Source organism: Streptomyces sp. SP17BM10, from assembly GCF_036322405.1.
GTDB lineage: Bacteria > Actinomycetota > Actinomycetes > Streptomycetales > Streptomycetaceae > Kitasatospora.
The window spans coordinates 13,721-37,590 of sequence record NZ_JAQYXB010000422.1; the positions used below are offsets into that span (position 1 = coordinate 13,721).

The window sequence follows — 23,870 nt, forward strand, 5'->3', positions numbered from 1 at the left end:
ACGCCATGTACCGCACACTCGGCATCGACCTGGGCACCACCAACTCGGTGGTGGCCCACCTGCGCCGGGGCGAGCCGGAGATCGTCTTCAACCGGCAGAACCAGGAGGCCACGCCCTCCGTCGTCGGCACCGGCCGCAAGGGCGAGCTGCTGGTCGGCTCCACCGCGCGCAGCCGCACCGCGATCGACGGCGCGAACGTGATCCGCTCCGTCAAGCGCTTCATGGGCCGCAAGTTCAAGGACCCGCAGGTCCAGGCGGCCCTCAAGGAGGTCGACTACAAGGTCACCGCCGGCACCGACGGCGACGTCAACGTCTGGTTCAACGGCCGTTCCTACACCCCGATCGAGATCTCCGCGATCATTCTGCACCGCCTCAAGGAGGACGCCGAGCAGCGCTTCGGCGAGCCGTTCCACCGGGCCGTCATCACCGTCCCGGCGTACTTCGGCGAGCGGCAGGTCGCGGCCACCCAGGAGGCGGGCCGGATGGCCGGCCTGCACGTGCTGCGGATCATCAACGAGCCGACCGCCGCCGCCCTCGCCTACGGCATCACCTCGGAGGCGGGCGAGGAGGGCCGCACCGTCCTGGTCTACGACCTCGGCGGCGGCACCTTCGACATCTCGATCCTGCTGCTGGTGCCCGGCTCGGTCTCGGTGCTGGGCATCGAGGGCGACAACCTGCTCGGCGGCGACGACTTCGACCGGGCGATCACCACCGCGCTGCTCGACGACATCCGCGAGGAGTACGGCTCGGACTACCAGCCCGACCTGCGCGACCGCCCGAAGATCGCCTCCACCGCCGAGACCGTCAAGATCGAGCTCTCCCACCAGGAGTCCTCCGAGGTCATCCTCCCCGGCCTCGGCGCCGGCCAGCTGGTGCTGGAGACGGAGTTCGAGCGCACCCGCTTCGAGGAGCTCATCGAGGGCCACATCGAGCGCACCATCGAGCTGACGCACAAGGCCATCATGCAGGCCAACCTCACCGTCGGGGACATCGACGAGGTCGTGCTGGTCGGCGGATCCACCGCGATCCCGCTGGTGGCGCGGCGCCTGGGTGAGGTCTTCGGGCCGCGCCGGATCCGCCGCGGCGTCAACCCGATGCAGTGTGTCGCGCTCGGCGCGGCCGTGCAGTCCGCCCTGGTCGGCGAGGTGGAGTGCCCCGAGTGCCGGGCGCCCGGCGACCTCTCCGCCTCGGCCTGCGCCAACTGCGCCACCTCGCTGCTCGGCGGCCCCCGGGTCTCCTGCCCCACGTGCCACGTCCCGGTCGAAGCCGAGGCCTCCGCGTGCCCCAAGTGCAGCCAGGCGCTGGACGGGTCGGGCGCCGTGACGCCCCCGTCCCAGGCGCCCACCGTCGCCCACGCCGACAACTGCCCGCGCTGCGGCACCCCGGCCGCCCCCGGCGTCACCGCCTGCGAACTGTGCGGCGAACGGCTCAACTCGGCCGCCCCCGGGCAGACCAGGGTCGCCTCCAACGCCGCCGAGGACGTCGGCCTGCGCTGCGCCTCCTGCGGGGTGGTCAATCCGCCGGGCAGCGAAGTCTGCCCCGGCTGCGGCGAGTTGATGCAGGTCACCAACCCGTTCGACATCACCCCGAAGAACCTCGGTATCGAGCTCAACGACGGCCGGCTCGCCGTCATCATCCCCAAGAACACCAGTTACCCGACGAGTTCGCCGGTCAGCCGGGAGTTCGTCGTCTCCGGCAGCGGCCGCCAGCGCCTCGAGGTCGCCGTCTACGAGGGCGAACACGAGATCGCCCAGCAGAACGAGCTGATCGGCCACCTCACCCTGCGCCTGCCCGCCGGCCTCGGCGGCCGCATCCCCGTGGAGGTCTCCTTCGGCCTCGACCGGGACCGCACCATCACCCTGTCGGTGCGCGTCCAGGGCGGCGGGGAGAAGACCGTCAAGCTCGAACGGGTCACCCTCGACCCCGAGTTGAAGGTCCAGGTGGAGGAGCAGCAGCGGCAGATCGAGACCTTCACCGACCGCTGGGGCGGCGAGCTCACCGAAGCCGAACTCCGCGAGGCCCAGCGCCTCATGGACACCCTCGACGACCTCGCGGCCGGCCAGACCAAGGGCCGCTCGGTCGACGAGGCCCTGGAGCGGGCCCAGCGCCAGCTCAAGGCCCAGCGCTGGGTGCGCGGTTCGGAGGCGTACCTGAGCCTGTTCATCCACTACTGCGAGAAGCACCTCGACCCGAGCGACCTCGACCGCCTGCGCGCGGTCGCCGCCGACCTGAGGCTGCGCCGCGAGGCGGCCGACTGGGAGGGCGCGATGCGCGCCGCCCAGCGCGCCGACGAGCTGTGCGACTCGCTCGGGCACACCTTCCGCATGCTCACCATGTGCAACGTCTACGTCAGCCAGAACCTGGTCTCGCCCGGCCTCGCCCAGCAGATCATCGCCGAGCTGCGCGGCCTGGACGCGGCCGTCGAGTCCGCCAACATGGAGGCCGCCAACCGGCACAACTCGGCGCTCCTGGTGCTCTACGCCCAGGCGCAGCGGGAGCTGGGCAACGACCCGACGCCGGAGGCGCTCGGCCCGGTGCGCCCCGAGGAGGCCGGTCCCCGATGACCCCCGACGACGCCGTTCCGCCGATCGAGGTGCCCTGCCCGCAGTGCGCCGTCCCGGCGGACCCGCAGAGCCTGCGCTGCCCGTCCTGCCGGGAGGACCTGGTCGCCCTGGTCCGGCTGCGCTACGCGGGCCGGATCGACTACAACGAGGCGCTCGACGCCGTCCGCGAGGGCGACGACCCGACGGCGCGTGTGCTGCTGCGCCGGGCCCTGCGGGCCGAGCCGGGCCTGCACCCGGCCAGGGAGCTGCTGGACGCGGTGGAGGCGCGGCTGGGTCCGTAGCCTGGTCCCGTGGACGGCAGGACGGACGGTACGGCGGCGGGCCCGGGGGAGCCGGGGCCCGCCGCCGCGGCGGCCCTGCTCGACGTCCCGCCGACGCCGCGCACGGCCGTCGCCTGGCTGCTGCCTCCGGAGCTGTGGCCGGCGGTCCAGGCGATCCGGCTGGTGCACGACCCGCAGGTCCGACGTTGGCCGCCACATGTCAATGTGCTCTTCGGATTCGTCCCGGAGAGTGAATTCGCCCGCGCCCTCCCGCTGCTCTCGGCCGCCGCGGCCCGTACCCCGCCGTTCCCGGCCCGCCTGAGCGGGGTGCGCAGCTTCCGGCACCGCGCGTACGCGACCGTCTGGCTGGATCCGGCGGCCGCCGGGCCCGCCCCCTGGGCCCGGTTGTACGCGGACCTCCTGGAGCGCTTCCCGCGCTGCCGGGGCCGCGCCGGCGGCTTCACGCCGCACCTGTCGCTCGGCCGCACGCGGCATCCGAAGGAGCTCGCCGCCGAGTGCGCGGCCCGGCTCGGCAGCCTGTCCGCGCAGGTCGGAGAGCTGACGCTGCTCTCCCGGCGCGGGGACGGGCCGATGCTCCCGCGCGTCCGCGTGGCTCTGGGCAGCGGTGACGCGGTGTGGTCGGGCGACACGCCGTCGTAGCGAGCAATACCGGCATTCCGGGCATGGGATCGAGTGAGATCGGGTGCGAGTGTGATCGTCACACGGTTTTTCGCCACCCTCACAAGGAGTGACGCAATGCGTATTCGCACCGCCCTCGCCGCCACCGGCCTCGCCGCGATGTGCGTCGTCGCCGGGGCCGGCACCGCTGCGGCCGGCGACGCCACCGCCAACGGTGTCGCCTTCGGCTCGCCGGGTGTGCTGTCCGGCAACCAGATCCAGATCCCGGTGAACATCGAGGCCAACGTCTGTGGCAACTCGATCGGCGTGATCTCGATCCTCAACCCGGCGTTCGGCAACACCTGCATCAACGCCTGATAGCGGCCCCGGGCCGTCCGTCGACTCCGGCGGGCGGCCCTTCGCCGTGTCCGGCCCTTGATGCGGGCGCACCGGATCGGGACCATGGTCCCCGACCCTCGCGATCCCCAGCCAGGAGGCAGCACGTGCGGACCACGTCGACCAGTCGCAGCTACTCGTCCGGCACCGCGGAGGTGCCGCTGCTCGGCGACACGATCGGCGAGAACCTCGACCGCGCCGTCCGCGCCTTCCCCGGCCGCGACGCCCTGGTGGACCGCGCCACCGCCCGCCGCTGGACCTACGCCGAACTCGCCGCCGACGTCGACGCGCTGGCCCTCGGCCTGCTCGCCCTCGGCATCGCCAAGGGTGACCGCGTCGGCATCTGGGCCCCCAACTGCGCGGAGTGGACGCTCACCCAGTACGCCACCGCCAGGCTCGGCGCGATCCTGGTGACCGTCAACCCGGCGTACCGCTCGCACGAGTTGGAGTACGTGCTCAACCAGGCCGGCATCCGGCTCCTGGTGGCGGCGCCGTCCTTCAAGACCTCGGACTACGCGGCGATGATCGACGAAGTCCGGCCGCGCTGCCCGGAGTTGGAGCGCGTCGTGCTCACCGGCAGCGCCGCCTGGGACGACCTGCTGGCCGTCGGCCGCGAGGCCGACCCCGCGCCGCTCGCCGCCCGCCAGGCCGAACTGGCGCCGGACGACCCGATCAACATCCAGTACACCTCCGGCACGACCGGCTTCCCCAAGGGCGCGACCCTGTCGCACCACAACATCCTCAACAACGGGTACTTCGTCGGCGAGTTGCTCGACTACACCGAGCAGGACCGGATCTGCATCCCGGTGCCCTTCTACCACTGCTTCGGCATGGTCATGGGCAACCTCGCCGCCACCTCCCACGGCGCCTGCATGGTCATCCCGGCCCCCTCCTTCGAGCCCGGCGCGACCCTCGCCGCCGTCGCCGCCGAACGCTGCACCTCCCTCTACGGGGTGCCCACGATGTTCATCGCCGAGCTCGCCGACCCCGACTTCGAGCGCCACGACCTCTCCAGCCTGCGCACCGGCATCATGGCCGGGGCCCCCTGCCCGACCGAGGTCATGAAGGACGTCATCGACCGGATGGGCATGGCGGAGGTCTCCATCTGCTACGGCATGACCGAGACCTCGCCCGTCTCCACCCAGACCCGCGCCGACGACTCCGTCGAGCGCCGCGTCTCCACCGTCGGCCGGGTCGGCCCGCACCTGGAGGTCAAGGTCATCGACCCCGTCACCGGCCGCACCGTCCCGCGCGGCGAACCCGGCGAGCTCTGCACCCGCGGCTACTCCGTCATGCTCGGCTACTGGGGCGAGCCCGAGCGCACCGCCGAGGCCGTCGACGCCGCCCGCTGGATGCACACCGGCGACCTCGCCGTCATGGACGAGGACGGCTACCTCGCCATCACCGGCCGCATCAAGGACATGGTCATCCGCGGCGGCGAGAACCTCTACCCGCGCGAGATCGAGGAGTTCCTCTACACCCACCCCGACATCCTCGACGTCCAGGTGATCGGCGTCCCCGATCCCAAGTACGGCGAGGAGTTGATGGCCTGGATCCGCATGCGCGAGGGCGCCGCACCCCTCACCCCCGATGCCGTCCGCGCCTACTGCACCGGCCGCCTGGCCCACTTCAAGATCCCGCGCTACGTCCACGTCGTCGACGAGTTCCCGATGACCGTCACCGGCAAGATCCGTAAGGTCGAGATGCGCGAGATGGCCATCGGCATCCTGGACCTCTAGAAACACGCGACGGCCGACGGGGATCTCTCCTCGTCGGCCGTCGCACGTCCGTCTCCGGCGGCTTCACCAGCCGGCGAAGCGCTGGTCCGTCGACACGATCTCGCGCCCGAGCGGGGTGAGGGAGATCGGGATCATCTTCAGGTTGGCCCACCCGAAGGGGATTCCGATGATCGACAGGAACAGCGGGATGCTGGTGAGGAAGTGCGCGACGGCCAGCCACCACCCCGCGAACACCAGCCAGATCACGTTCCCCACGCACGATCCCGCCCCGGCGTCCCGCCGCTCGACCGTCGTCCGCCCGAAGGGCCACAGCACGTACCCGGCGATGCGGAACGAGGCGATGCCGAATGGGATCGTGATGATCAGTACGCAGCAGATGATTCCGGCGATGACATAGCCGATCGCCATCCAGATGCCGCAGAAGATCAGCCATAGGACGTTCAGGACGAGATCGATCACCTTCATGGGGGGCACCTTCTCATGGCGTACCGGTCGGTTCTACGACCTGCCATGCCCGGGCGCCCGCGTGTCTACGCCCCTAAGGGGTGGACCTCAGGGGCCGGTCCGGGGCCGGGGGCTGTGAGGCGGTATACCCTGTGGGGGTAAAAGGCGGGAGTGGAGGTGGGCGGTGCGGGACGGCGTGGTGCGGATCCTGCGCGGGGTCGTGCTCGCCGGTCTGCTGCTCGGTGTGCTGACCATGCACACGCTCGGGCATCCTTCGGGCGGCCATCCGGCGGCTGAGCACGTCGCCGCCCGGGTGCACGGCGTGCATGACGTGCATGACGTGCACGACGTGACGGCCGACCCCGCCATGCCGGGCGGGATGGACCCCATGGCGGTCTGCCTTGCCGTGCCCGCGAGTTGGGGGCTCGTGCTGCTCGCCGTCGGCGGGTACCTGCTGCGGCGGGCCGGGGATGCGGCCGCTGCCGCACGGGCGTTGTTGCCGGCCGCAGCCCGAGGGCTTCCGCCGCCCAGGGGCGGGCGGTCCGTCCTCGCCGAAGTGTCGGTGCTGCGTCAGTAGACGTGCGGCGGTTGCCTCGCACGTCCACCGACCCCCACCCACACACGAGGTGCACTTCGTCATGCGCACACCCTCTCGACGCGCCGTGCTCGGCGCGGCGCTCGCCGCTGCCGGGACCGGGCTCCTGGCCGCCTGTTCGGACTCCATGAACGGCATGGACCACGGCAAGCAGGCCCCGGCGCCGGCCGGCTTCGTCCGTCCCGACGGCCCCGAGGTCGCCGCCGCCGAGGCGCGGCGCAGCCCGGGGGCGGAGCGCGAGGTCGCGCTCACCGCCACCGAGACCACCCTCGACCTCGGCGGGCGCACCGTCCGCAGCTGGGCGTACGGCGACGCGCTGCCCGGCCGCGAGGTCCGCGCCACCGCGGGCGAGACGCTCGCGCTCACCTTCGCCAACCACCTCCCGCAGCCGACGTCGTTGCACTGGCACGGCCTCGCGCTGCGCAACGACATGGACGGTGTCCCGGGGGTGACGCAGGAACCGGTCCGGCCCGGGGCCGCGTTCGACTACCGGTTCGCGCTCACCCGGCCGGGCACGTACTGGCTCCACCCGCACTCGGGTGTCCAGCAGGACCGCGGGCTGTACGCGCCGCTGATCGTCGATGACCCGAAGGAGCCGCTGGCCTACGACAAGGAGTGGGTCGTCGTCCTGGACGACTGGGTGGACGGGGTGGACGGGAGCACCCCCGATGCCGTCCTGGCCGAACTGTCCAAGGGCATGGGCGGCATGGGGGGCACGGGCGGCACGGGCGGCCACGACATGTCCGGGATGACCGCCGGCTCCACCGGCCCCTCGCGCATGCTCATGGGCGCCCGCAGCGACCTGCTCGGCGGCGACGCGGGCGACGTCGCGTACCCGTTCCACCTGGTCAACGGCCGGCTCGCGACCGCGCCCGAGACGTTCAGCGCCAAGCCCGGCGACCGGGTCCGGATCCGGCTGATCAACGCGGGCGGCGACACCGCCTACCGGGTCGCCCTCGGCGGTCACGAGCTGACCGTCACCCACACCGACGGCTTCCCGGTCGAGCCGGCCGCCACCCAGGCCCTGCTGCTCGGCATGGGCGAGCGCTATGACGTCCTGGTGACCGTCAAGGACGGCGTCTTCCCGCTCACCGCCCTCGCCGAGGGCAAGGGCGCCTCCGCGCTCGCGCTGCTGCGCACCGGCGGCGGCGCCGCGCCCGACGCCTCGGTGCGCCCGGCCGAGCTGGACGGCCGGCTGGTGACCGCCGCGCAGCTCACGGCCGCCGCGGGCGTCCGGCTGCCGGCGAAGGTGCCGGACCGGACGGTGCGGCTGGAGCTGACCGGCGGCATGGCGAAGGCCGACTGGGCCTTCAACGGCCGCCGGTACGACTCCTCGCAGCGCTACCCGGTGACGGCGGGGGAGCGGGTGCGGCTGGAGTTGCGGAACTCGACGGGCATGTGGCACCCGGTCCACCTGCACGGGCACAGCTTCGCCCTGGCGAGCGGAGTCGGCGCGAGCGGCGGCGCGCGCAAGGACACCGCGATCGTGCTGCCCGGCACGACGCTCGCCGTGGACTTCGACGCCGACAACCCGGGTCTGTGGATGGTCCACTGCCACAACGTCTACCACGCCGAGACGGGCATGATGACGGTCCTCGGTTACCAGGCGTAACGCCTGCGGGGCGCCGGGCCGGGGCGCGCTCCCCGGTCCGGCGCGCCCCCGACGGTGCCGAGACGTCCACCACCATGACGTTTTCTTAACGCGGGCCGATGACGACTCCTTAACGACGGTCGAATAGCCTGGCGCACTGCCGTCGCCCGACGGCGCTTTTACGGGGTCTTTAAACAAGAGGTGCAAGGTGGTTTCGTCGGGTTCGACGGAGACGGGGACGGCGGAGGTGGCGGCGCCCCCGGCGGTGGCCGCGCCGTCGGCGCGAATACGCCTCCGCAACTGGCTGCTGGCCGACGCGTCGGTGGCCAAGGACACGCAGGGTGACGAGAGCGGGCACGGCGGCGGGGACGCGCACGGCGGTCACCAGGGCCAGCGCTGGTGGCGGGTGATGTGCCTGACCGGCCTGGACTACTTCTCGACGCTCGGCTACCAGCCGGGCATCGCCGCCCTCGCGGCCGGCCTGCTGTCGCCGATCGCGACGATCGTGCTGGTGATCGTGACCCTGCTGGGCGCGCTGCCGGTCTACCGGCGGGTGGCCCAGGAGAGCCCGCGCGGCGAGGGCTCGATCGCGATGCTGGAGCGGCTGCTGTCGTTCTGGAAGGGCAAGCTCTTCGTGCTCGCCCTGCTCGGCTTCGCGGCCACGGACTTCATCATCACCATCACGCTCTCGGCCGCCGACGCCAGCGCGCACCTGGTCGAGAACCCGCACCTGAGCAGCGTCCTCGGCGGCAAGCAGATGCTGATCACGCTGATCCTGGTGGCGCTGCTCGGCGCGGTGTTCCTGAAGGGCTTCAGCGAGGCGATCGGCCTGGCCGTCGGCCTGGTCGTGGTCTACCTGGCGCTCAACGTGGTGGTCGTCGCGGTCGGCGTCTGGAAGATCATCCAGGCCCCGCACGTCGTCACCGACTGGTCGAACGCGCTGACCGTCCAGCACGGCAACGTGTTCGTCATGATCGGCGTCGCGCTGGTCGTGTTCCCCAAGCTCGCGCTCGGCATGTCCGGCTTCGAGACGGGCGTCGCCGTCATGCCCCACATCGAGGGCGACCCGGACGACACCGAGGAGAAGCCGACCGGCCGGATCCGCGGCACCCGCAAGCTGCTGACCACCGCCGCCGTGATCATGAGCAGCTTCCTGATCGCCACCAGCTTCATCTGCACGCTGCTCATCCCGGCCAAGGAGTTCGAGGCCGGCGGCGAGGCCAACGGCCGCGCCCTGGCCTTCCTCGCGCACCAGTACCTTGGCGGCGCCTTCGGCAGCGTCTACGACCTGTCCACGATCGCGATCCTGTGGTTCGCCGGCGCCTCGGCCATGGCGGGCATGCTCAACCTGCTGCCCCGCTACCTGCCGCGCTACGGCATGGCCCCGCACTGGGCGCGCGCCGTCCGCCCGATGGTGATCGTCCTGACCCTCGTCGGCTTCCTGATCACCTGGCTCTTCGACGCCAACGTCGACGCCCAGGGCGGCGCCTACGCGACCGGCGTGCTCGTGCTGATCAGCTCGGCGGCCATCGCGGTGACCATCGCCGCGTACAAGAAGCGCCAGCGCGGCTGGACGACGGCCTTCGGGATCATCTCGGCCGTCTTCCTGTACACCACCGTGATCAACACGATGGAGCGTCCGGACGGCGTCAAGATCGGTGCCTGCTTCATCGCCGGCATCATCCTGGTGTCGCTGCTCTCCCGGCTCAAGCGCGCCTTCGAGCTGCGCGTCACCAACGTCGCCCTGGACGACGTCGCCGAGCGCTTCATCCGCGACTACGCGCACCGCCCGCTGCGCCTGATCGCCAACGAGCCGACCCGCCGGGACGTCGCCGAGTACCGCGACAAGATCCGCCAGATCCGCGCCGACAACGACATCCCGGGCGAGGACGACCTGGTCTTCGTCGAGGTGACGGTCCGCGACGCCTCGGACTTCGAGTCCGAGCTGACCGTCCGCGGCGAGGTCCTGCACGGGCGCTACCGGGTGCTGACGCTGGAGAGCTCCAGCGTCCCGAACGCGATCGCCGCCCTGGCGCTCACCGTCCGGGACCGCACGGGCCAGCGGCCGCACCTGTACTTCGAGTGGACCGAGGGCAATCCGTTCGCCCAGTTCCTGCGGTTCTTCCTGTTCGGCCAGGGCGAGGTGGCCCCGGTCACCCGCGAGGTGCTGCGCGAGGCGGAGCCGGACCGGACCCGCCGCCCGCGCGTCCACGTCGGGTAACGCGCCGTCCGTCGGCCCGTCGAGCGGGCATGAGAACACCGCCCGAGAACACCGCCGCCCACGTCCCCCTCGGCGGGGGCGTGGGCGGCGGTGCGTGTGGGCGGCGGTGCGTGGGCACTCAGGACGGCAGGCGCAGGACCATGCCGGGCTGGATGAGGTCGGGGTCGTCGCCCACGACGTCGCGGTTGGCCTCGTAGAGAGCGGGCCAGCCGCCGGGGATGCGGAGGGTGTCGGCGAGGTCGGCCAGGGTGTCGCCCCTGCTGACCCGCCGCTCGCCCGCCGAGAGCGGGGTAGCCGGGGCGGCCGGGGGAGCCGGGGCGGCCGGCGGCGGGAGGGCGGTGCCGTGCTCGTGCCCCCGCTCGCGGCCGCGGGTCGCGCGGGCGCCGCAGACCGGCCAGGGGCTGAGGCCCCGGTGTTCGGCGAGCACGGTGGCGACGGCGATCTGCTGGTCGCGGGTGGCGAGGTCGGCGCGCGGGGCGTAGCGCAGGCCGCCGTTCTCACGCCAGGTGGGGTTGTCGAACTGGAGGCCGCCGAAGTAGCCGTTGCCGGTGTTGACGTGCCAGTCGCCGCCGCTCTCGCAGGCCGCCACGTTCTCCCAGTCGTACCTCCCGCCGGGGTCGGCGCCGTGGCCGCCGCCCGGGGGCGCGGCCTGCGCCGCGGGGGCCGCGAGGGCGACGGCCAGGGCGCAGAGGGCGGTGGGGACGAGACGTCGGAGATGCGCGGTGGGAGGCATGGGCGGCTCTCAGGTTCGGGGACAAGGCGTGCGCCGTCCGCGGACGGCGCCCTTCCACCCACGCAAGCCGGGTGGGGCGGACGGTTGCCGACGCGTCCGGGAAGTCACCCGCCTGGCCGCCCGGTGCCACCCCGGCGGCCCGCGGCCATTCGGCCGCAGCGGCCTTCCGGCCCTCGCCGTCCGTAAGACCGACGTAAGCCGGGTTCCCCTCTCGACCCCGTGTGCCGCCTCCTACAGTGGCCGGGACGTCTCCGAGGAAGGGCACGAACGATGACGATCGATCAGGAACTCCCGCGCGCCGAACTGGGCGTGATCGGCGGATCGGGGCTGTACGCGCTGCTGGACGACGTGACCGAGGTGCGCGTCGACACGCCCTACGGACCGCCGAGCGACGCGCTGTTCCTCGGTGAGGTGGCCGGCCGCCGGGTGGCGTTCGTGCCCCGGCACGGGCGCGGCCACGGGCTGCCACCTCACCGGATCAACTACCGGGCCAACCTGTGGGCGCTGCACGCGCTCGGCGTGCGCCAGGTGCTCGGGCCGTGCGCGGTGGGCGGGCTGCGGGCGGAGTACGGGCCGGGCACGCTGCTGGTGCCGGACCAGTTCGTCGACCGCACCTCCGGCCGGGTGCAGACCTACTACGACGGGCTGGCGCTGCCGGACGGTTCGCTCCCCGAGGTCGTGCACGTCTCGATGGCCGACCCGTACTGCCCCGCTGGGCGCCGGGCCGCGGTGGAGGCGGCGCGCGATGCGGCCTGGGAGCCGGTGGACGGCGGGACGCTCGTGGTGATCGAGGGCCCGCGATTCTCCACCCGCGCCGAGTCGCGCTGGTTCTCCGCGAACGGCTGGTCGGTGGTCGGCATGACCGGCCACCCCGAGGCCGTGCTGGCGCGCGAACTCGGCCTCTGCTACACGTCGTTGGCCCTGGTGACCGACCTCGACGCCGGGGTGGAGGCGGGTGAGGGCGTCACCCACGCCGACGTGCTGAAGGCCTTCGCGGGGAACGTCGACCGGCTGCGCACGGTGTTGTTCAAGGCGCTGGAGAGCCTGCCGGCCGATCGCGACTGCTGCTGCTCGCACGCGCTGGACGGGCTCACGACGGGTCTGCCGGGCGTCTCCTCCGCAGGCTGAGTCCCTGGGTGCGCCACCGCCTGACGAGCGCGACCAGCAGCGCCACGGCGGCGGTGGCGGTCAGGACGAGCAGCAGGTTGCGGCCGTAAGGCAGCGGCAGCACCGAGGGGTTGCCGTGGTTCGTGCCGTCCCGCAAGACGGCCGGGAGCCCGACGGCCGTCACCGCCGCCGCGACGACCAGCCACGCGCGCAGCACCGGGCCGCGGGCGTAGCGGGCGCCGACCAGGCAGAGCAGCGGCAGCCACAGGCCGTCGTGCAGGACGACCGCTCCGACCGCCCAGACCAGGACGTCGAGCGGGTCGGTGATGTAGGAGTCGGCGAGCAGGCCGCTGAGGCCGAAGCCGAGCAGGGCGAGGCCGCCGAGCAGGAGGACGGCGCGTAGCCAACGGGGCATCAGACGACCTCGATCCGCTGGACCCACTTGGTTTGCAGGACGCCGGGCCGGTTGGGCGCGATGACCCTCGCCGGGTACCCGTGATCGGCGTCCAGGATGTGGCCGTTGACGCGCAGGGCGAGCAGCGAGAGCGGGTCTACGGCGTACTCGGCGGGCATCTCCATGACCCGGTAGGGCCCGTCGGCCTCGAAGGACGTGAAGCGCAGCGCGGACCCGGCCGGTGCCCCGGCGCGCTCCATCAGGTCGGCGATCCGGACCCCGCCCCAGCGGGCCGACGCGCTCCAGCCCTCGACGCAGGCGATCGGCAACTCGACCTCCTGTTGCGGGAGTTGCTCGAGTTCGGCGAGGGTGAGGGTGTACGGGCGGGGGCCGTCCACGCGCAGTCGCCAGCCGGCGGGGGCGGTGACGGCGCCGGCCTGGGCGGCGGTCCGGTTGACCGGCAGGCCCTGCGAGCCGAGGTCCGGGCGGCGCGGGGCGAGCAGGTCCAGGCGGCCGAGGAACGGCACGCTCTGGCCGGCGGTGGTCAGCGTGACGACGCCGGCGGCGGCCGTCACCGCGGTCAGGAAGGCGCGGCGCTGCGGGAGCCCGACGGTCGGGCGACGCCAGTGCCGGGCGATGAGCGTGCCCTTGGCGGCGATGTGGACGAGGAGGCCGCCGGTGGCCAACCAGGCCAGCCAGAAGTGGGTTTGACGGAAGGGGAACGGCCACGGGTACCACTGGAGGGTGTTGAACAGGCCGGTGAACACCTCCAGCAGCATCGCCGCCACGAGGACGAGGATGCCGAGCCGCTCCAGCGCGTGCAGCACGCTGCGCGCCGGCGGCCACTCGAAGAGCCTCGGGTAGACCGTCCACAGCTTCGCCCCGAGCAGCGGGATCGCGGCCAGGCCGCTGATGACGTGCAGCCCCTGGGTGAACCGGTAGCCGTTCACCGGCCGGCTCTGGAGGTACGGGACGAGCCAGCCGGGCGGGTTCTGGAGGGCGTGGCTGACCAGGCCGGTGAGGAAGCAGACCAGCAGCGCGGCGCCGAGCCACCGGCCGAGCACGACGGCGGTGCGCGGTTCGTGCAGCCGTGAGCGGAACGTCCCCTCGCGGAAGGGGCCGCGGCGCAGGGCGTCGGGGGGTGGTGGGAGCGGGAGGTCGTAGCTGCGAGGTGCGCCGGGGGAGTTCGGGGCGTCGGGTGTGTCGGCGGAGTTCGGGGTCACGTGCCCATGGAACCGTTTCGAGGGGCCGGTGAGGCGCTCCGACGTGCTTACGGAATCCGAACGGCGCCACGTCGCGGGGGCCCGGCGCGGCCGGGCGGTGGGAGGGTGGGCGCCGTGCTCACTCGTGCCCTCCTCGCCCTCGCCTCCCTGGTCGGAGCCCTCGCCGTGACCGTCACGGGCGGCGGGACGCTCGGCCACCGCGCGCCCCTGTTCGTCTGGTACGCCGTCGACGTCGGGGTGTTCGCACTGGCGCTCGTGCTGCTGCGCAAGGTGACTGATCGCCAGGTGGTTCCGCTGGTGCTCGCGGGCAGCATCGCCGTCGCCGCCGTCGGCCTCCTCGCGCCGCCGCGCACCAGCGACGACGCCTACCGGTACGTGTGGGACGGCCGGGTGCAGGCCGCCGGAATCTCCCCGTACGCGCACACCCCGGACGACCCGGCGCTCGCGCGGCTGCGTGATCCGGGGCTCTGGCCGACGGGCGGGGAGTGCGCCGGCTGGGACGAGCGGCGGTCGGCGGCCGGGGACTGCACCCACATCAACCGGCCTGCCGTGCACACGATTTACCCGCCCGTCGCGGAGGCCTGGTTCCTCGCCGTGCACCCGTTCGGCGGCGGCGTGCGCGGGGCGCAGGCGGCCGGAGCGCTCCTCGCGGTCGCGACGACGGGGGCGCTGCTCGTGGTCGGGCGGGGGAGGCGGCGTGCGGCGCTGTGGGGGTGGTGTCCGGGTGTCTCCCTGTGGGCCGTCAACGACGCACACGTGGACACGCTGGGTGCGCTGCTCCTCGTGGCCGGACTGGGGTGTGTGGCGCGGCGGCGGACGGCGGGAGGCGGCGCGTTGCTGGGCGCGGCCATCGCGGTGAAGCTGCTGCCGGGTCTGGCGCTGCCCGGGGCGCTCGCCCGCCGGTCCGTCCGGGAGAGCGCGGTGCTGGTGGCGTGGACGGTCGGCTCGTTCGCGCTCTCGTACCTCCCGTACGTCGCGGCCTCCGGGGCCGGGGTGCTCGGCTACCTGCCGGGATACCTGCGGGAGGAGGGCTACGAGCAGGGGCACATCGACCGGTTCGGCCTGCTGGCGCTGGTTCTGCCGGAGGCGCTGCTGCCGTGGGCGGCGGGGGCCGTGCTGGCCGGGGTGGCGCTGTGGGTGCTGCGGCGCGGGGACCCGGCGCGGCCGTGGTCGGGCGCGCTGCTGGTCACCGGGACGGCGCTGCTCGTCGTGGCGCCGTCCTACCCGTGGTACGGGCTGCTGGTGGTGGCGCTCGTGGCGCTGGACGGGCGGTGGGAGTGGCTGGCCGTCCCGGCGGCCGGGCAGGTGCTCTACCTGACGGGCGGGATCGAGGCGCAGCAGACCGCGTACGGGGCCGCACTGGTGTGCGTCGTGGCGGGTGCTGCCGTACGGCGGTGGGGTGTTCGGTGGGCGGTCGCGCGGGCGGTGTGAAGAGGGTGTCCGTCCGGTGGATCCGGTGCGCGGACGGCAGGGGGCGGGTGCCCTTGACGTGCAGGTCCGGGCACCCGCCGTGGCGGGCGGGGGACGCCGGGTAGGCGTCGCTCCGAGGGTCTTGTCCCCGCCCTGGGCATCTGGCAGGCTCGGCCGCGACGCCGCGAAGGGTGCCGCCGGGGCACCCCTGACCGAGGGGCCGAGAGGCGGTTGGGCGACAGCCGCACGCGTGACGCACGAACGGCGTCCTGCAAGGCTCCCTGGACCCCGGCCCAAACGTACGCCCCTGCGCGGTCAGGCCTTGCGCAGGGCGAGGAAGCGCCGGCCGTGCGAGGTCCAGCGCTCGGCCTCGGCGAGGCCGGCCGCGCGGGCGCGGTGCAGGGCGGCCCGGGTGCCGAGTCGGGCCCACGGGAACGGCGGGCCGAGCCGGCCGTCCGGCCCCTCGACCCGGACGACGGTGCGCTCGTCCGTCTCCGCCGCCTCCACTTCGACGAGCAACAGGCCGTCCGGCGCGATGAGTTCGGCACCCCGGCGGAGCAGGGCGACCGGGTCGCCGCCGATCCCGAGGTTGCCGTCGGCCAGCAGCGCGGCGCCCCAGCGGCCCTCGGCGGGCAGCCGGTCGAAGACCGAGCGGCACAGCGCCGGGCCGCCGAGGCCGAGCGTGCGGGCGACGGCCGCGCCGGTCACGTCCACCCCGAGTGCCGGGACGCCGAGTTCGAGCAGCGCGGCGACCAGGCGGCCGGGCCCGCAGCCGAGGTCGAGCACGGGGGCGGAGAGCGGGGTGCAGCGCAGCAGCAGGCTGTGGTCGGCCCCGGCGGCCGGCGCGCACCAGCGTTCGACGTCGAGCCGTTGGCGGTGGCCGTCGGCGCGGCGGAGCCAGAGCGGGCCGCGGCCGGTGCGGACGGCCTCGGCGAAGGGGTCGTCGACCCAGGGGGTGGTGGCGGTGATCGTCAACCCGTCACCCCCGGGGCGAGTTCGGCGCCGTGGAGGCGGGCCGCGAAGCGGCTGTGCGGGGCTTCGGCGGCGACGCGGCGGGCGTCCTCGGCGGTGTCCACGTCCGCGAGTTCGTCGAGCTGATGAATCGTCAGACCCGCTTCGGTGATGCGTTCGAGGAGGCTCCGGCCGGTGTGCGGCGTGGACATCGGTACGCCGTGCAGGAGTCGGGCGGCGAGTTCGGGCGTCGGCCGGGCCAGGCCGAGGGCCCAGAAGCCGCCGTCCGCCGCCGGGCCGTACCACGCGTCGACGCCCGCGCGCCGGGCGGCGGACAGCGGCTCGGCCAGCGCGGCCGCGCTCAGCTGCGGGGTGTCCATGCCGACGAGCAGCGCGGGCGCGCCCGGGGCGAGGCGGGCGGCGTGGGCGAAGGCCGCCGCCAGCCGCTCGTCCAGCCCGACGCCGGACTGCGGCACGACCTGCCAGCCCGGCGGCAGCCAGTCGCCCGGCTCGCCGTCCAGCACCAGCAGGCGCAGCCCGGCCGGGACGGTGGACAGGGTGTGCAGGGTGTCGCCGAGCGCCGCCTCGGCCAGGCCGGCGGCCTGCTGGGGCGTGAACGGCGGCGTGAGCCGCGTCTTCACCCGGCCCGGAACCGGCGCCTTGGCGATCACCAGCAGCGTGGGCGGCGGCGCGGCCAGCACCGCCCGCATGTCGAGGACGGCTTGGCGGGTCCCGCGCAAGGTGCCCGTCACCTTGGAGCGGCCCGCGCGCGGCAGGTAGTCGACGGGCGTCTCGGCGATCCGCATCCCGGCCGCGGCGGCCGTGAGCACCATCTCCAGCGGGTAGCCGGAGCGCCGGTCGCCCAGCCCGAGCGCGAGCAGCCGCTCCCGGCGGGCGGCCCGCATCGGGCCGAGGTCGTGCAGCGCCGCCCCCGTGCGGGCGCGCAGGCGGCGGGCGAGGACGGCGTTGGCGAGCCGGGCGTGCACCGGCCAGGCCCCGGCCGTCGACGGGCGACGCCGCCCGAGGACGAGGTCCGCCGCGCCCGCCAGCACCGGGCCGGTGACGCGCGGCAACTGGGCCGGATCCAGCGAGCCGTCGCAGTCCAGGAAGCACACCAGCTCGGCGGTGGCCGCGAGCAGCCCGGCGTGGCAGGCGGCGCCGAAGCCGCGCCGCGGCTCGGCCACCACCGTCGCGCCGAGCGAGCGGGCCAGCTCGGCCGAGCCGTCCGTGGAGCCGTTGTCGACGACGATCGCGCGCCAGCCGGACGGGATCCGCCCGAGCACCCAGGGCAGCGCGGCGGCCTCGTCCAGGCAGGGCAGGACGACGTCGACGACGGCGGGAAGGGAATGGGGGGTGGGTGAGGTCACGCGGGCCACGCTAGGCGCGGACGGGCCGCGTGCGGGGGCACCGGCGCCTTACGGAACGCGGACGTCGTGGCGGACGTGCTCCCTACGGGTGAGCCGGACGGGGGATCTTACGGAAGGTGAACGTCTGGCCGTGCGGTCCGCGCCCGGCGCCGCCACCTCCTATCCTCGGCGGGGTGAACGACATCCTCGGCGGGGCGAACGGTGCCTCCCGCATCCTGGTGATCGACGACGACCCGACCGTGGCCGAGGTCGTCGCCGGCTACCTCACCCGCGCCGGCCACCGTGTGGACCGCGCCGCCGACGGCGCCGAGGGGCTCGCCCTCGCCCGCAGCGCGCCGCCGGACCTCCTGGTGCTGGACCTCATGCTCCCCGGCCTCGACGGCCTGGAGGTGCTGCGCCGCCTGCGCGCCTGCGCCGAGGGCGCCGGGCTGCCGGTCGTGCTGCTCACCGCCAAGGGGGACGAGGCCGACCGGATCCTCGGCCTGGAGCTCGGCGCGGACGACTACGTCACCAAGCCGTTCAGTCCGCGCGAACTGGTGCTGCGGGTGCAGTCGGTGCTGCGCCGCGCCCGGGCGGGCTCCACGTCCTCGGGCGGTGGCCTGCTCCGGTCGGGGGACATCGCCCTCGACCCCAAGGCCCGGAGGGCGCAGCGCGGTGAGTGCGAACTCTCCTTGACCCTGCGGGAGTTCGACCTGCTCGCGTTCCTGCTCCGGCACCCCGGCACGGTCTTCTCCCGGCAGGACCTCATGCGGCGCGTCTGGGGCTGGGACTTCGGCGACCTCTCCACCGTCACCGTTCACGTCCGGCGCCTGCGCGAGAAGATCGAGGACGACCCCGCCGCGCCCGCACTCATCACCACCGTGTGGGGCGTCGGCTACCGCTACGACCCGGCCGGGGGTGCGGCGGCGTGAAGGACCTCCTGCTGATCGCCCTGTACGCCGCCCTCGGCGCGGGCGGCGCCGGACTGCTCGGCTGGGCCGCGATCCGGCTGCTGCGCCGGCGCTCCGTCGCCCTGTCGCTGTTCGCGGTCGCCGTGGTGACCGTCGTCGCCGTGACCTCGGGCACCTTCGCGGTGGCATGGAAGATGTTCCTCTCCCGTCACGACTTCGGCGTCGTCATCACCGTGCTCGGCATGGCCGCCGTCGTCTCGCTCCTCACCGCCGCCCTGCTCGGGCGCCAGGTGGTGGCCGGAAGCCGGGCGCTGGCCGCCGCGGCCCGGACGGTCGGCAGCGACGCCGGGTTCGCCGCGCCGGACCGTCCGCTCGGCGCCGAACTGGCCGCACTGAGCGAGGAGTTGGCCGCTACCAGTGCCCGGCTCGCCGAGTCCAGGACGCGCGAGCAGGCCTTGGAACGCTCCCGCCGGGAGCTCATCGCCTGGATCTCGCACGACCTGCGCACCCCGCTGGCCGGCCTGCGGGCCATGGCCGAGGCGCTGGAGGACGGCGTCGCCGACGAGCCGGAGCGTTACCTCGTCCGGATCCGCACCGAGGTCGAGCGGCTCACCGGCATGGTCGACGACCTGTTCGAGCTGTCGCGGATCCAGGCCGGCGCCCTCTCGCTCTCCATCGACCGCGTCTGCGTCTACGACCTGGTCGACGACGCGCTCGCGGGCGCCTACCCGCTGGCCCGCCGCCGCGGCGTGCGCCTGGAGGGCCGGGAGGTGCTCGCCGAGCCCGTCGAGGTGGACAGCCGGGAGATCACCCGCGTCCTCGGCAACCTGCTGGTCAACGCGATCCGGGCCACCCCCGAGGACGGCCTCGTCGCGGTCGCCGCTCGGCGCGAGGCGGACGAGGTCGTGCTCTCCGTCACCGACGGCTGCGGCGGCATCCCGGAGCAGGACCTGTCGCGCGTCTTCGAGACCGGCTGGCGCGGCGGCGCCGCCCGCACCCCGCGCCGCGACCCCGGCGAGGGCGGCGACAGCGGCGGCGGCCTGGGGCTCGCCATCGTGCGCGGCATCGTCGAGGCCCACGCCGGGAGGGCGGGCGTGCGCAACGTCGACGGGGGCTGCTGCTTCGAGATCGCCCTCCCGGCCCCGGCCGCGCGGGGGCTCTAGACCCGCAGCGGTGCCGCGGCGAACTCGGCCATCCCGTCGGCGAACGGCACCCGTGGGCGCCAGCCGAGTTCGCCGCGCAGACGGGTGGAGTCGGCGGTGATGTGGCGGACGTCGCCCAGACGGTAGTCGCCCGTCACCACCGGGGCCGGGCCGCCGTGGGCCTGCGCCAGTGCGTGGGCCATCTCGCCGACCGTCCGCACGTCGCCGCTGCCCACGTTGTACGCGCGGGCGCTGCCCGGCGGGCGTCCGTCGAGCGCGGTCAGGGCCGCCAGGTTGGCCGCCGCCACGTCCTCGACGTGGACGAAGTCCCGTCGCTGGCCGCCGTCCTCGAACACGCGCGGCGCCTCGCCCCGCGCGAGGGCCGACCGGAACAGCGACGCGACCCCCGCGTACGGGGTGTCGCGCGGCATCCCGGGGCCGTACACGTTGTGGTAGCGGAGCGTCAGGACGCGGCCCCCGCAGGCGCGGGCCCATGCCGAGGCGAGGTGCTCCTGGGCGAGCTTGGTGGCGGCGTAGACGTTGCGCGGGTCGGCGGGGGCGTCCTCGCCGACCAGGCCCGGCACGAGGGAGGTGCCGCAGGCCGGGCACGGCGGCTCGAACCGGCCCGCGTCCAGGTCGGCCGGCCGGCGCGGGCCCGGTGCGACGTCGCCGTGGACCGGGCAGCGGTAGCGGCCCTCGCCGTAGACGACCATCGAACCGGCCAGCACGAGGCGGTGGACGCCGGTGCGGGCCATCGCGGCGAGCAGGACGGCGGTGCCGAGGTCGTTGCAACCGGCGTAGGCGGGCGCGTCGTCGAGGTCCAGGCCGAGACCGACCATCGCGGCCTGGTGACAGACGGCGTCCACTCCGTCGAGCGCCTGCTCCACGACGACGGCATCGCGGACGTCCCCGTGCAGGAAGGGCACGCCGGGCGGCAGCCGGGGCGCCAGACCGGACGGGTGGACGGCGGGCAGCAGCGCGTCCAGCACCCGCACGCCGTGGCCCGCCGCGACGAGGGCGTGCACGACGGCGGAGCCGATGAACCCGGCACCGCCGGTGACGAGAATCTCCATGCCGCCGACGCTAACCGGGCAGCCCGGCGAGGTGGGCGGACAGGGAGGGGACGTCAGGATTCGGTAATCCGTTCGGGTGAGGCCTCCGTGTGCAGGAACTCGGCGGGTCCGACTTCCTGTGCGGCTCCGGCCGAATCCCTGGTGCGCCCGGGCCTCGGCCGCCGGTACATTCCGCGGGTGACCCGTCGAACTCCACCGCGCCCCTTGGACGTCGAAGAGCTGTTTCCCGAGCTCGCCCCCTTCCGCAGGGAGACCGTGCGGCTGCACCCGCGCTCGGGCCGGCCGACGTGCCGTGACAGCTCGGTCGGCGGGCCGCTGCTCTGGCCGGCGCGGGAGCCGTGGCCGCAGTGCCCCGAGCACCCGGGGTCGCCGATGGTCGCGGTCGTCCAGATCCACCACGCCGACGTGCCGGACACCGTCGGCTTCCCCGCGGGGCGGGACCTGCTCCAGGTGCTGTGGTGTCCGCGCCGCCACGCGCGCCAGTGGGTCGTCCCGCTGGTCCGCTGGCGGTCCGCGGAGGAGGTGGGGGAGGTGCGGGAGGCCCCGCCGGCGCCTGCGGACGTCCCGTACGGACGGGTGCCGCGTCCTTGTGTCGTGCATCCGGAGACGGTGACGGAGTACCCGAGCTGGGATCTGCCGGACGAGCTCTGGGACGCCCTGGACGCCCGCTTCGACCAGGTGGCGGAGGAGACGGGCTGGGACTACCAGTACCACCTGTCCACCGCGCCGGGCACCAAGCTGGGCGGCTACCCCGGCTGGTCGCAGGAGCCGAGGTGGCCGGTCTGCCCACGCTGCTCGACGCCGATGGACCACCTGCTGACGGTGGACAGCACCGAGGAGCACGACGACCGGCAGGCGTGGACCCCGGTCGAGGACCGCGACGTCACGGGGGAGGGCGCCGGCCTGAGCCTCGGCGACCTGGACGGCATACGCCTGTTCGAGTGCCGCAGCTGCCCCGGGCGTCCGTTCGCCCACCGTTACGGCGTGTAGGAGCCCGCCGGCTCACGGCTGGTCGGTGCCGCCGTCGCGGTCGAACTGGTCCAGGTACGTCTCCGGTGCCATGTCCGTACGGTGCAGCAGGGAGAACACCTCGCTGCCGTGCGCCGGGCCGCCGTCCGCGTCGAGGACGAACACCTGGGTGAGCGGCAGCAGTTCGAAGCCGCCGTCCTCCGCGTACGCCGCCGCCTCGCGCTCGCCGAGGGCCGTCGCCTCGTCGAAGGAGCCGGCGCGCCAGAGGGTGATCCGTTCCTCGTAGGGCGCGTCGCTCCAGTTGGTCCAGCGGAAGAAGCACCGGACGGCGTACCAGGCCGGTGCTGCGGGGGAATCCGGTGCTGTGGACACGTGCGGGACCTCTCGATCGCGTTGCCGCCGTCGGACGAGGGCCACGGTAACCGGTTCGTTCACCTGGCGTTCGCCGGACGCACTGTCCGAAGTGGTTCGCCGGTACCGCCCGCCGTGGGAGTCTCCTGGGCGTTTCTCGGAGCCCATGGAGGCGGCAGTGTCACATCCCTCGCGCAGAACGGTCCTTCGGACGGGTACGGCCGTCGGCGCCCTCGCGGCGATCCCGGCGTCCACGCTGCTCTGGACGCAGCCCGCCGTCGCCGGCACGCCCGGCCCCGAGCAGGTCCACCTCCAGTGGGGCCACGAGCCGTCCACCGAGATGACCGTCTCCTGGGCGACGGCCGCGAGCGTGAGCCGCCCACGCGTACGGCTCGGGATGCCGCGCGGCGGGGCCGGGCACAGCGTCGACGCCGAGACGCGGACGTACGTCGACGGGCTGAACAAGGTCGAGACCTTCACCCACCACGTCCGCCTGCGCGGCCTGAAGCCCGACACCACGTACGTCTACGACGTCCTGCACGACGGCGCCCAGCCCGTGCGCGGCACCTTCCGCACGGCCCCCGGGCGCGGCCGGGCCGCGTTCCGCTTCACCAGCTTCGGCGACCTCGGCACCGGCGACAACGTCTTCAAGAAGTCCTCGATCCACGGCGCCGCCGCCGTCCACCAGGTCGAGCAGTTCGCCCCGCTCTTCCACCTGCTCAACGGCGACCTCGCCTACGCGAACAACAACGACCAGCTCCAGCCGCAGTGCTGGAACGCCTTCATGAACAACATGTCCACGTCGGCCGCCGGCCGCCCGTGGATGCCCGCGCCCGGCAACCACGAGGTCGAGGCGGGCGGCGGCGACCTCGGCTACGCCTCCTACCTGACGCGCTTCGAGCTGCCCGACAACGGCACCCGTGACCACTGCGGCAACTGGTACGCGTTCCAGGTCGGTTCGGTGCTCTTCCTGAGCCTCGACGGCAACGAGATCGCGGTCGAGGACGATGCCAGCATCGACCCCGCCACCGGGCATTCCCTCTACATCAGCGACTACAGCGACGGCGCCCAACTGCGGTGGATCGAGCGCACGTTGTCCCGTGCCCGGAGCGGCAGCGCGGTCGACTGGATCGTCGTCAGCATGCACCAGTTCGCGATGTCCACGTCCTCGGCCAGCCATGGCGGCGACATGGGCATCCGCGAGAAGCTGCTGCCGCTGTTCGACCGGTACTCCGTCGACCTCGTCCTGGCCGGCCACGACCACGACTACGAGCGCACCCACCCCGTCCGCGGCACCGAACCGGGCGGCCTCCTCACCCCGGCCGTCGCCGACGACGACCTGCGGCAGATCGACACCTCCCAGGGCACCGTCCACCTCATCCTGGGTGGCGGCGGCACCGCGGGCCACGACGACGTCTACCTCCCGGCCGGCGGCGACGGCGTCCGGGAGGCCTTCGTCCGCGCCCAGCGCCTCACCTTCAAGGCCGACCCGGACGCCAAGGAGAAGGCCCGCTGGTCGGCGGTGACCGACCCCGACACCAAGTACCCCTACGGCGTGGCGGTCTTCGACGTCGACCCGGGCCTGCTGCCGGGCGGCCGCACCAGCATCACCGTGAGCTACTACCACTCCGCCCCGGCCACCGCGGCCGACCCGCTCCCGACCCCGGCGCTGTACGACCGGTTCACGCTGTACCGCGACCGCAGCGACGGCTGGGGCGACGACGACTCCCAGGACGAGGACGACCACGCCGCCCGCCGAGCGGCCGCCGGGAGGCGGTAACGCACTGGCGAGGGCCCGCCGCCCGTGCCGCGCGGCGGGCTCGTCGCCCTCT

General features: G+C 74.0%; 22 protein-coding genes and 1 pseudogene. 14 read left to right on the forward strand and 9 right to left on the reverse strand.

The genetic code is table 11. From position 1 onward, the window contains the following. The first annotated feature begins 5 nt into the window (after nt 1–5). From PUR71_RS03815 to PUR71_RS03835, 5 genes are all read left to right on the forward strand, one after another. On the forward strand, nt 6–2,564 hold the full coding sequence (locus PUR71_RS03815) for an Hsp70 family protein (RefSeq protein WP_329924876.1): 2,559 nt from the start codon (nt 6–8) through the stop codon (nt 2,562–2,564). Next, nucleotides 2,561–2,845 (forward strand): hypothetical protein, encoded by a 285-nt coding sequence (locus PUR71_RS03820; RefSeq protein ID WP_329924877.1) that lies wholly within the window; start codon nt 2,561–2,563, stop codon nt 2,843–2,845. Before PUR71_RS03815 ends, PUR71_RS03820 begins: the two co-directional genes overlap by 4 nt. A gap of 9 nt (nt 2,846–2,854) precedes the next feature. After that, nucleotides 2,855–3,484 (forward strand): 2'-5' RNA ligase family protein, encoded by a 630-nt coding sequence (locus PUR71_RS03825; RefSeq protein ID WP_329924878.1) that lies wholly within the window; start codon nt 2,855–2,857, stop codon nt 3,482–3,484. 96 nt (nt 3,485–3,580) lie between these two features. Next, nucleotides 3,581–3,820 (forward strand): chaplin, encoded by a 240-nt coding sequence (locus PUR71_RS03830; protein WP_329924879.1) that lies wholly within the window; start codon nt 3,581–3,583, stop codon nt 3,818–3,820. A gap of 125 nt (nt 3,821–3,945) precedes the next feature. After that, the gene (locus PUR71_RS03835; RefSeq protein WP_329924880.1) at nt 3,946–5,577 is read left to right on the forward strand and encodes an AMP-binding protein; all 1,632 of its coding nucleotides are present in this window, start codon (nt 3,946–3,948) and stop codon (nt 5,575–5,577) included. Nucleotides 5,578–5,640: 63 nt separating this feature from the next. On the opposite strand, the gene PUR71_RS03840 is transcribed toward PUR71_RS03835, so the two are convergent. Continuing rightward, complete coding sequence (locus PUR71_RS03840) at nt 5,641–6,042, reverse strand: YccF domain-containing protein (RefSeq protein WP_329924881.1); 402 nt, start codon at nt 6,040–6,042, stop codon at nt 5,641–5,643. A 163-nt stretch (nt 6,043–6,205) separates the two neighbouring features. On the opposite strand from PUR71_RS03840, the gene PUR71_RS03845 reads away from it, so the two are divergent. The 3 genes from PUR71_RS03845 (at nt 6,206) to PUR71_RS03855 (ending at nt 10,428) form a co-directional block, all read left to right on the forward strand. After that, nucleotides 6,206–6,598, forward strand: a complete 393-nt coding sequence (locus PUR71_RS03845; protein ID WP_329924882.1) for a DUF6153 family protein — start codon at nt 6,206–6,208, stop codon at nt 6,596–6,598. Between the two features lie 61 nt (nt 6,599–6,659). Continuing rightward, nucleotides 6,660–8,228 (forward strand): multicopper oxidase family protein, encoded by a 1,569-nt coding sequence (locus PUR71_RS03850; protein WP_329924883.1) that lies wholly within the window; start codon nt 6,660–6,662, stop codon nt 8,226–8,228. A 301-nt stretch (nt 8,229–8,529) separates the two neighbouring features. Continuing rightward, nucleotides 8,530–10,428, forward strand: coding sequence for an amino acid transporter (locus PUR71_RS03855; protein ID WP_329924902.1), 1,899 nt, complete (start codon nt 8,530–8,532; stop codon nt 10,426–10,428). Between the two features lie 118 nt (nt 10,429–10,546). Here PUR71_RS03855 and PUR71_RS03860 read toward each other — a convergent pair whose 3' ends face one another. After that, nucleotides 10,547–11,161 (reverse strand): transglycosylase family protein, encoded by a 615-nt coding sequence (locus tag PUR71_RS03860; protein ID WP_329924884.1) that lies wholly within the window; start codon nt 11,159–11,161, stop codon nt 10,547–10,549. A gap of 270 nt (nt 11,162–11,431) precedes the next feature. Between PUR71_RS03860 and PUR71_RS03865 the strand changes: the two genes are divergently transcribed. After that, entirely contained in the window at nt 11,432–12,289 is an 858-nt protein-coding gene (locus PUR71_RS03865; RefSeq protein WP_329924885.1) for an S-methyl-5'-thioadenosine phosphorylase, read from the forward strand. On the opposite strand, the gene PUR71_RS03870 is transcribed toward PUR71_RS03865, so the two are convergent. Next, nucleotides 12,252–12,683, reverse strand: a complete 432-nt coding sequence (locus PUR71_RS03870) for a hypothetical protein (protein ID WP_329924886.1) — start codon at nt 12,681–12,683, stop codon at nt 12,252–12,254. The genes PUR71_RS03865 and PUR71_RS03870 overlap by 38 nt on opposite strands. After that, on the reverse strand, nt 12,683–13,792 hold the full coding sequence (locus tag PUR71_RS03875; protein WP_329924903.1) for a molybdopterin-dependent oxidoreductase: 1,110 nt from the start codon (nt 13,790–13,792) through the stop codon (nt 12,683–12,685). The genes PUR71_RS03870 and PUR71_RS03875 overlap by 1 nt, the downstream gene beginning before the upstream one ends. Nucleotides 13,793–13,999: 207 nt before the next feature. On the opposite strand from PUR71_RS03875, the gene PUR71_RS03880 reads away from it, so the two are divergent. Further along, nucleotides 14,000–15,316: a glycosyltransferase 87 family protein gene (locus PUR71_RS03880; RefSeq protein ID WP_329924887.1), complete on the forward strand. Its 1,317-nt coding sequence runs from the start codon at nt 14,000–14,002 to the stop codon at nt 15,314–15,316. Between the two features lie 294 nt (nt 15,317–15,610). Here PUR71_RS03880 and PUR71_RS03885 read toward each other — a convergent pair whose 3' ends face one another. The 3 genes and pseudogenes from PUR71_RS03885 to PUR71_RS03895 form a co-directional block, all read right to left on the reverse strand. Further along, the gene (locus PUR71_RS03885) at nt 15,611–16,270 is read right to left on the reverse strand and encodes a class I SAM-dependent methyltransferase (RefSeq protein ID WP_329924888.1); all 660 of its coding nucleotides are present in this window, start codon (nt 16,268–16,270) and stop codon (nt 15,611–15,613) included. Beyond that, on the reverse strand, nt 16,267–16,917 hold the full coding sequence (locus PUR71_RS03890) for a TIGR04282 family arsenosugar biosynthesis glycosyltransferase (RefSeq protein WP_443077338.1): 651 nt from the start codon (nt 16,915–16,917) through the stop codon (nt 16,267–16,269). The genes PUR71_RS03885 and PUR71_RS03890 overlap by 4 nt, the downstream gene beginning before the upstream one ends. Further along, nucleotides 16,897–17,622, reverse strand: a pseudogene (locus PUR71_RS03895) (glycosyltransferase family 2 protein); the annotation flags it as partial. The pseudogene PUR71_RS03895 and the gene PUR71_RS03890, both read right to left, overlap by 21 nt. A gap of 164 nt (nt 17,623–17,786) precedes the next feature. Here PUR71_RS03895 and PUR71_RS03900 point away from each other — a divergent pair. Together PUR71_RS03900 and PUR71_RS03905 are read left to right on the forward strand one after the other, a co-directional pair. Next, entirely contained in the window at nt 17,787–18,524 is a 738-nt protein-coding gene (locus PUR71_RS03900; RefSeq protein ID WP_329924889.1) for a response regulator transcription factor, read from the forward strand. Continuing rightward, nucleotides 18,521–19,666: a sensor histidine kinase gene (locus PUR71_RS03905; RefSeq protein WP_329924890.1), complete on the forward strand. Its 1,146-nt coding sequence runs from the start codon at nt 18,521–18,523 to the stop codon at nt 19,664–19,666. Before PUR71_RS03900 ends, PUR71_RS03905 begins: the two co-directional genes overlap by 4 nt. On the opposite strand, the gene PUR71_RS03910 is transcribed toward PUR71_RS03905, so the two are convergent. Beyond that, nucleotides 19,663–20,718 (reverse strand): NAD-dependent epimerase/dehydratase family protein, encoded by a 1,056-nt coding sequence (locus tag PUR71_RS03910; RefSeq protein ID WP_329924891.1) that lies wholly within the window; start codon nt 20,716–20,718, stop codon nt 19,663–19,665. The two genes, PUR71_RS03905 and PUR71_RS03910, sit on opposite strands and share 4 nt — an antisense overlap. Before the next feature lie 204 nt (nt 20,719–20,922). Between PUR71_RS03910 and PUR71_RS03915 the strand changes: the two genes are divergently transcribed. Next, the gene (locus tag PUR71_RS03915; RefSeq protein ID WP_329924892.1) at nt 20,923–21,708 is read left to right on the forward strand and encodes a DUF1963 domain-containing protein; all 786 of its coding nucleotides are present in this window, start codon (nt 20,923–20,925) and stop codon (nt 21,706–21,708) included. A gap of 12 nt (nt 21,709–21,720) precedes the next feature. Here PUR71_RS03915 and PUR71_RS03920 read toward each other — a convergent pair whose 3' ends face one another. Next, entirely contained in the window at nt 21,721–22,059 is a 339-nt protein-coding gene (locus PUR71_RS03920) for a hypothetical protein (protein WP_329924893.1), read from the reverse strand. Between the two features lie 157 nt (nt 22,060–22,216). Between PUR71_RS03920 and PUR71_RS03925 the strand changes: the two genes are divergently transcribed. Next, the gene (locus PUR71_RS03925; protein ID WP_329924894.1) at nt 22,217–23,818 is read left to right on the forward strand and encodes a purple acid phosphatase family protein; all 1,602 of its coding nucleotides are present in this window, start codon (nt 22,217–22,219) and stop codon (nt 23,816–23,818) included. The last annotated feature ends 52 nt before the right edge of the window (nt 23,819–23,870 follow it).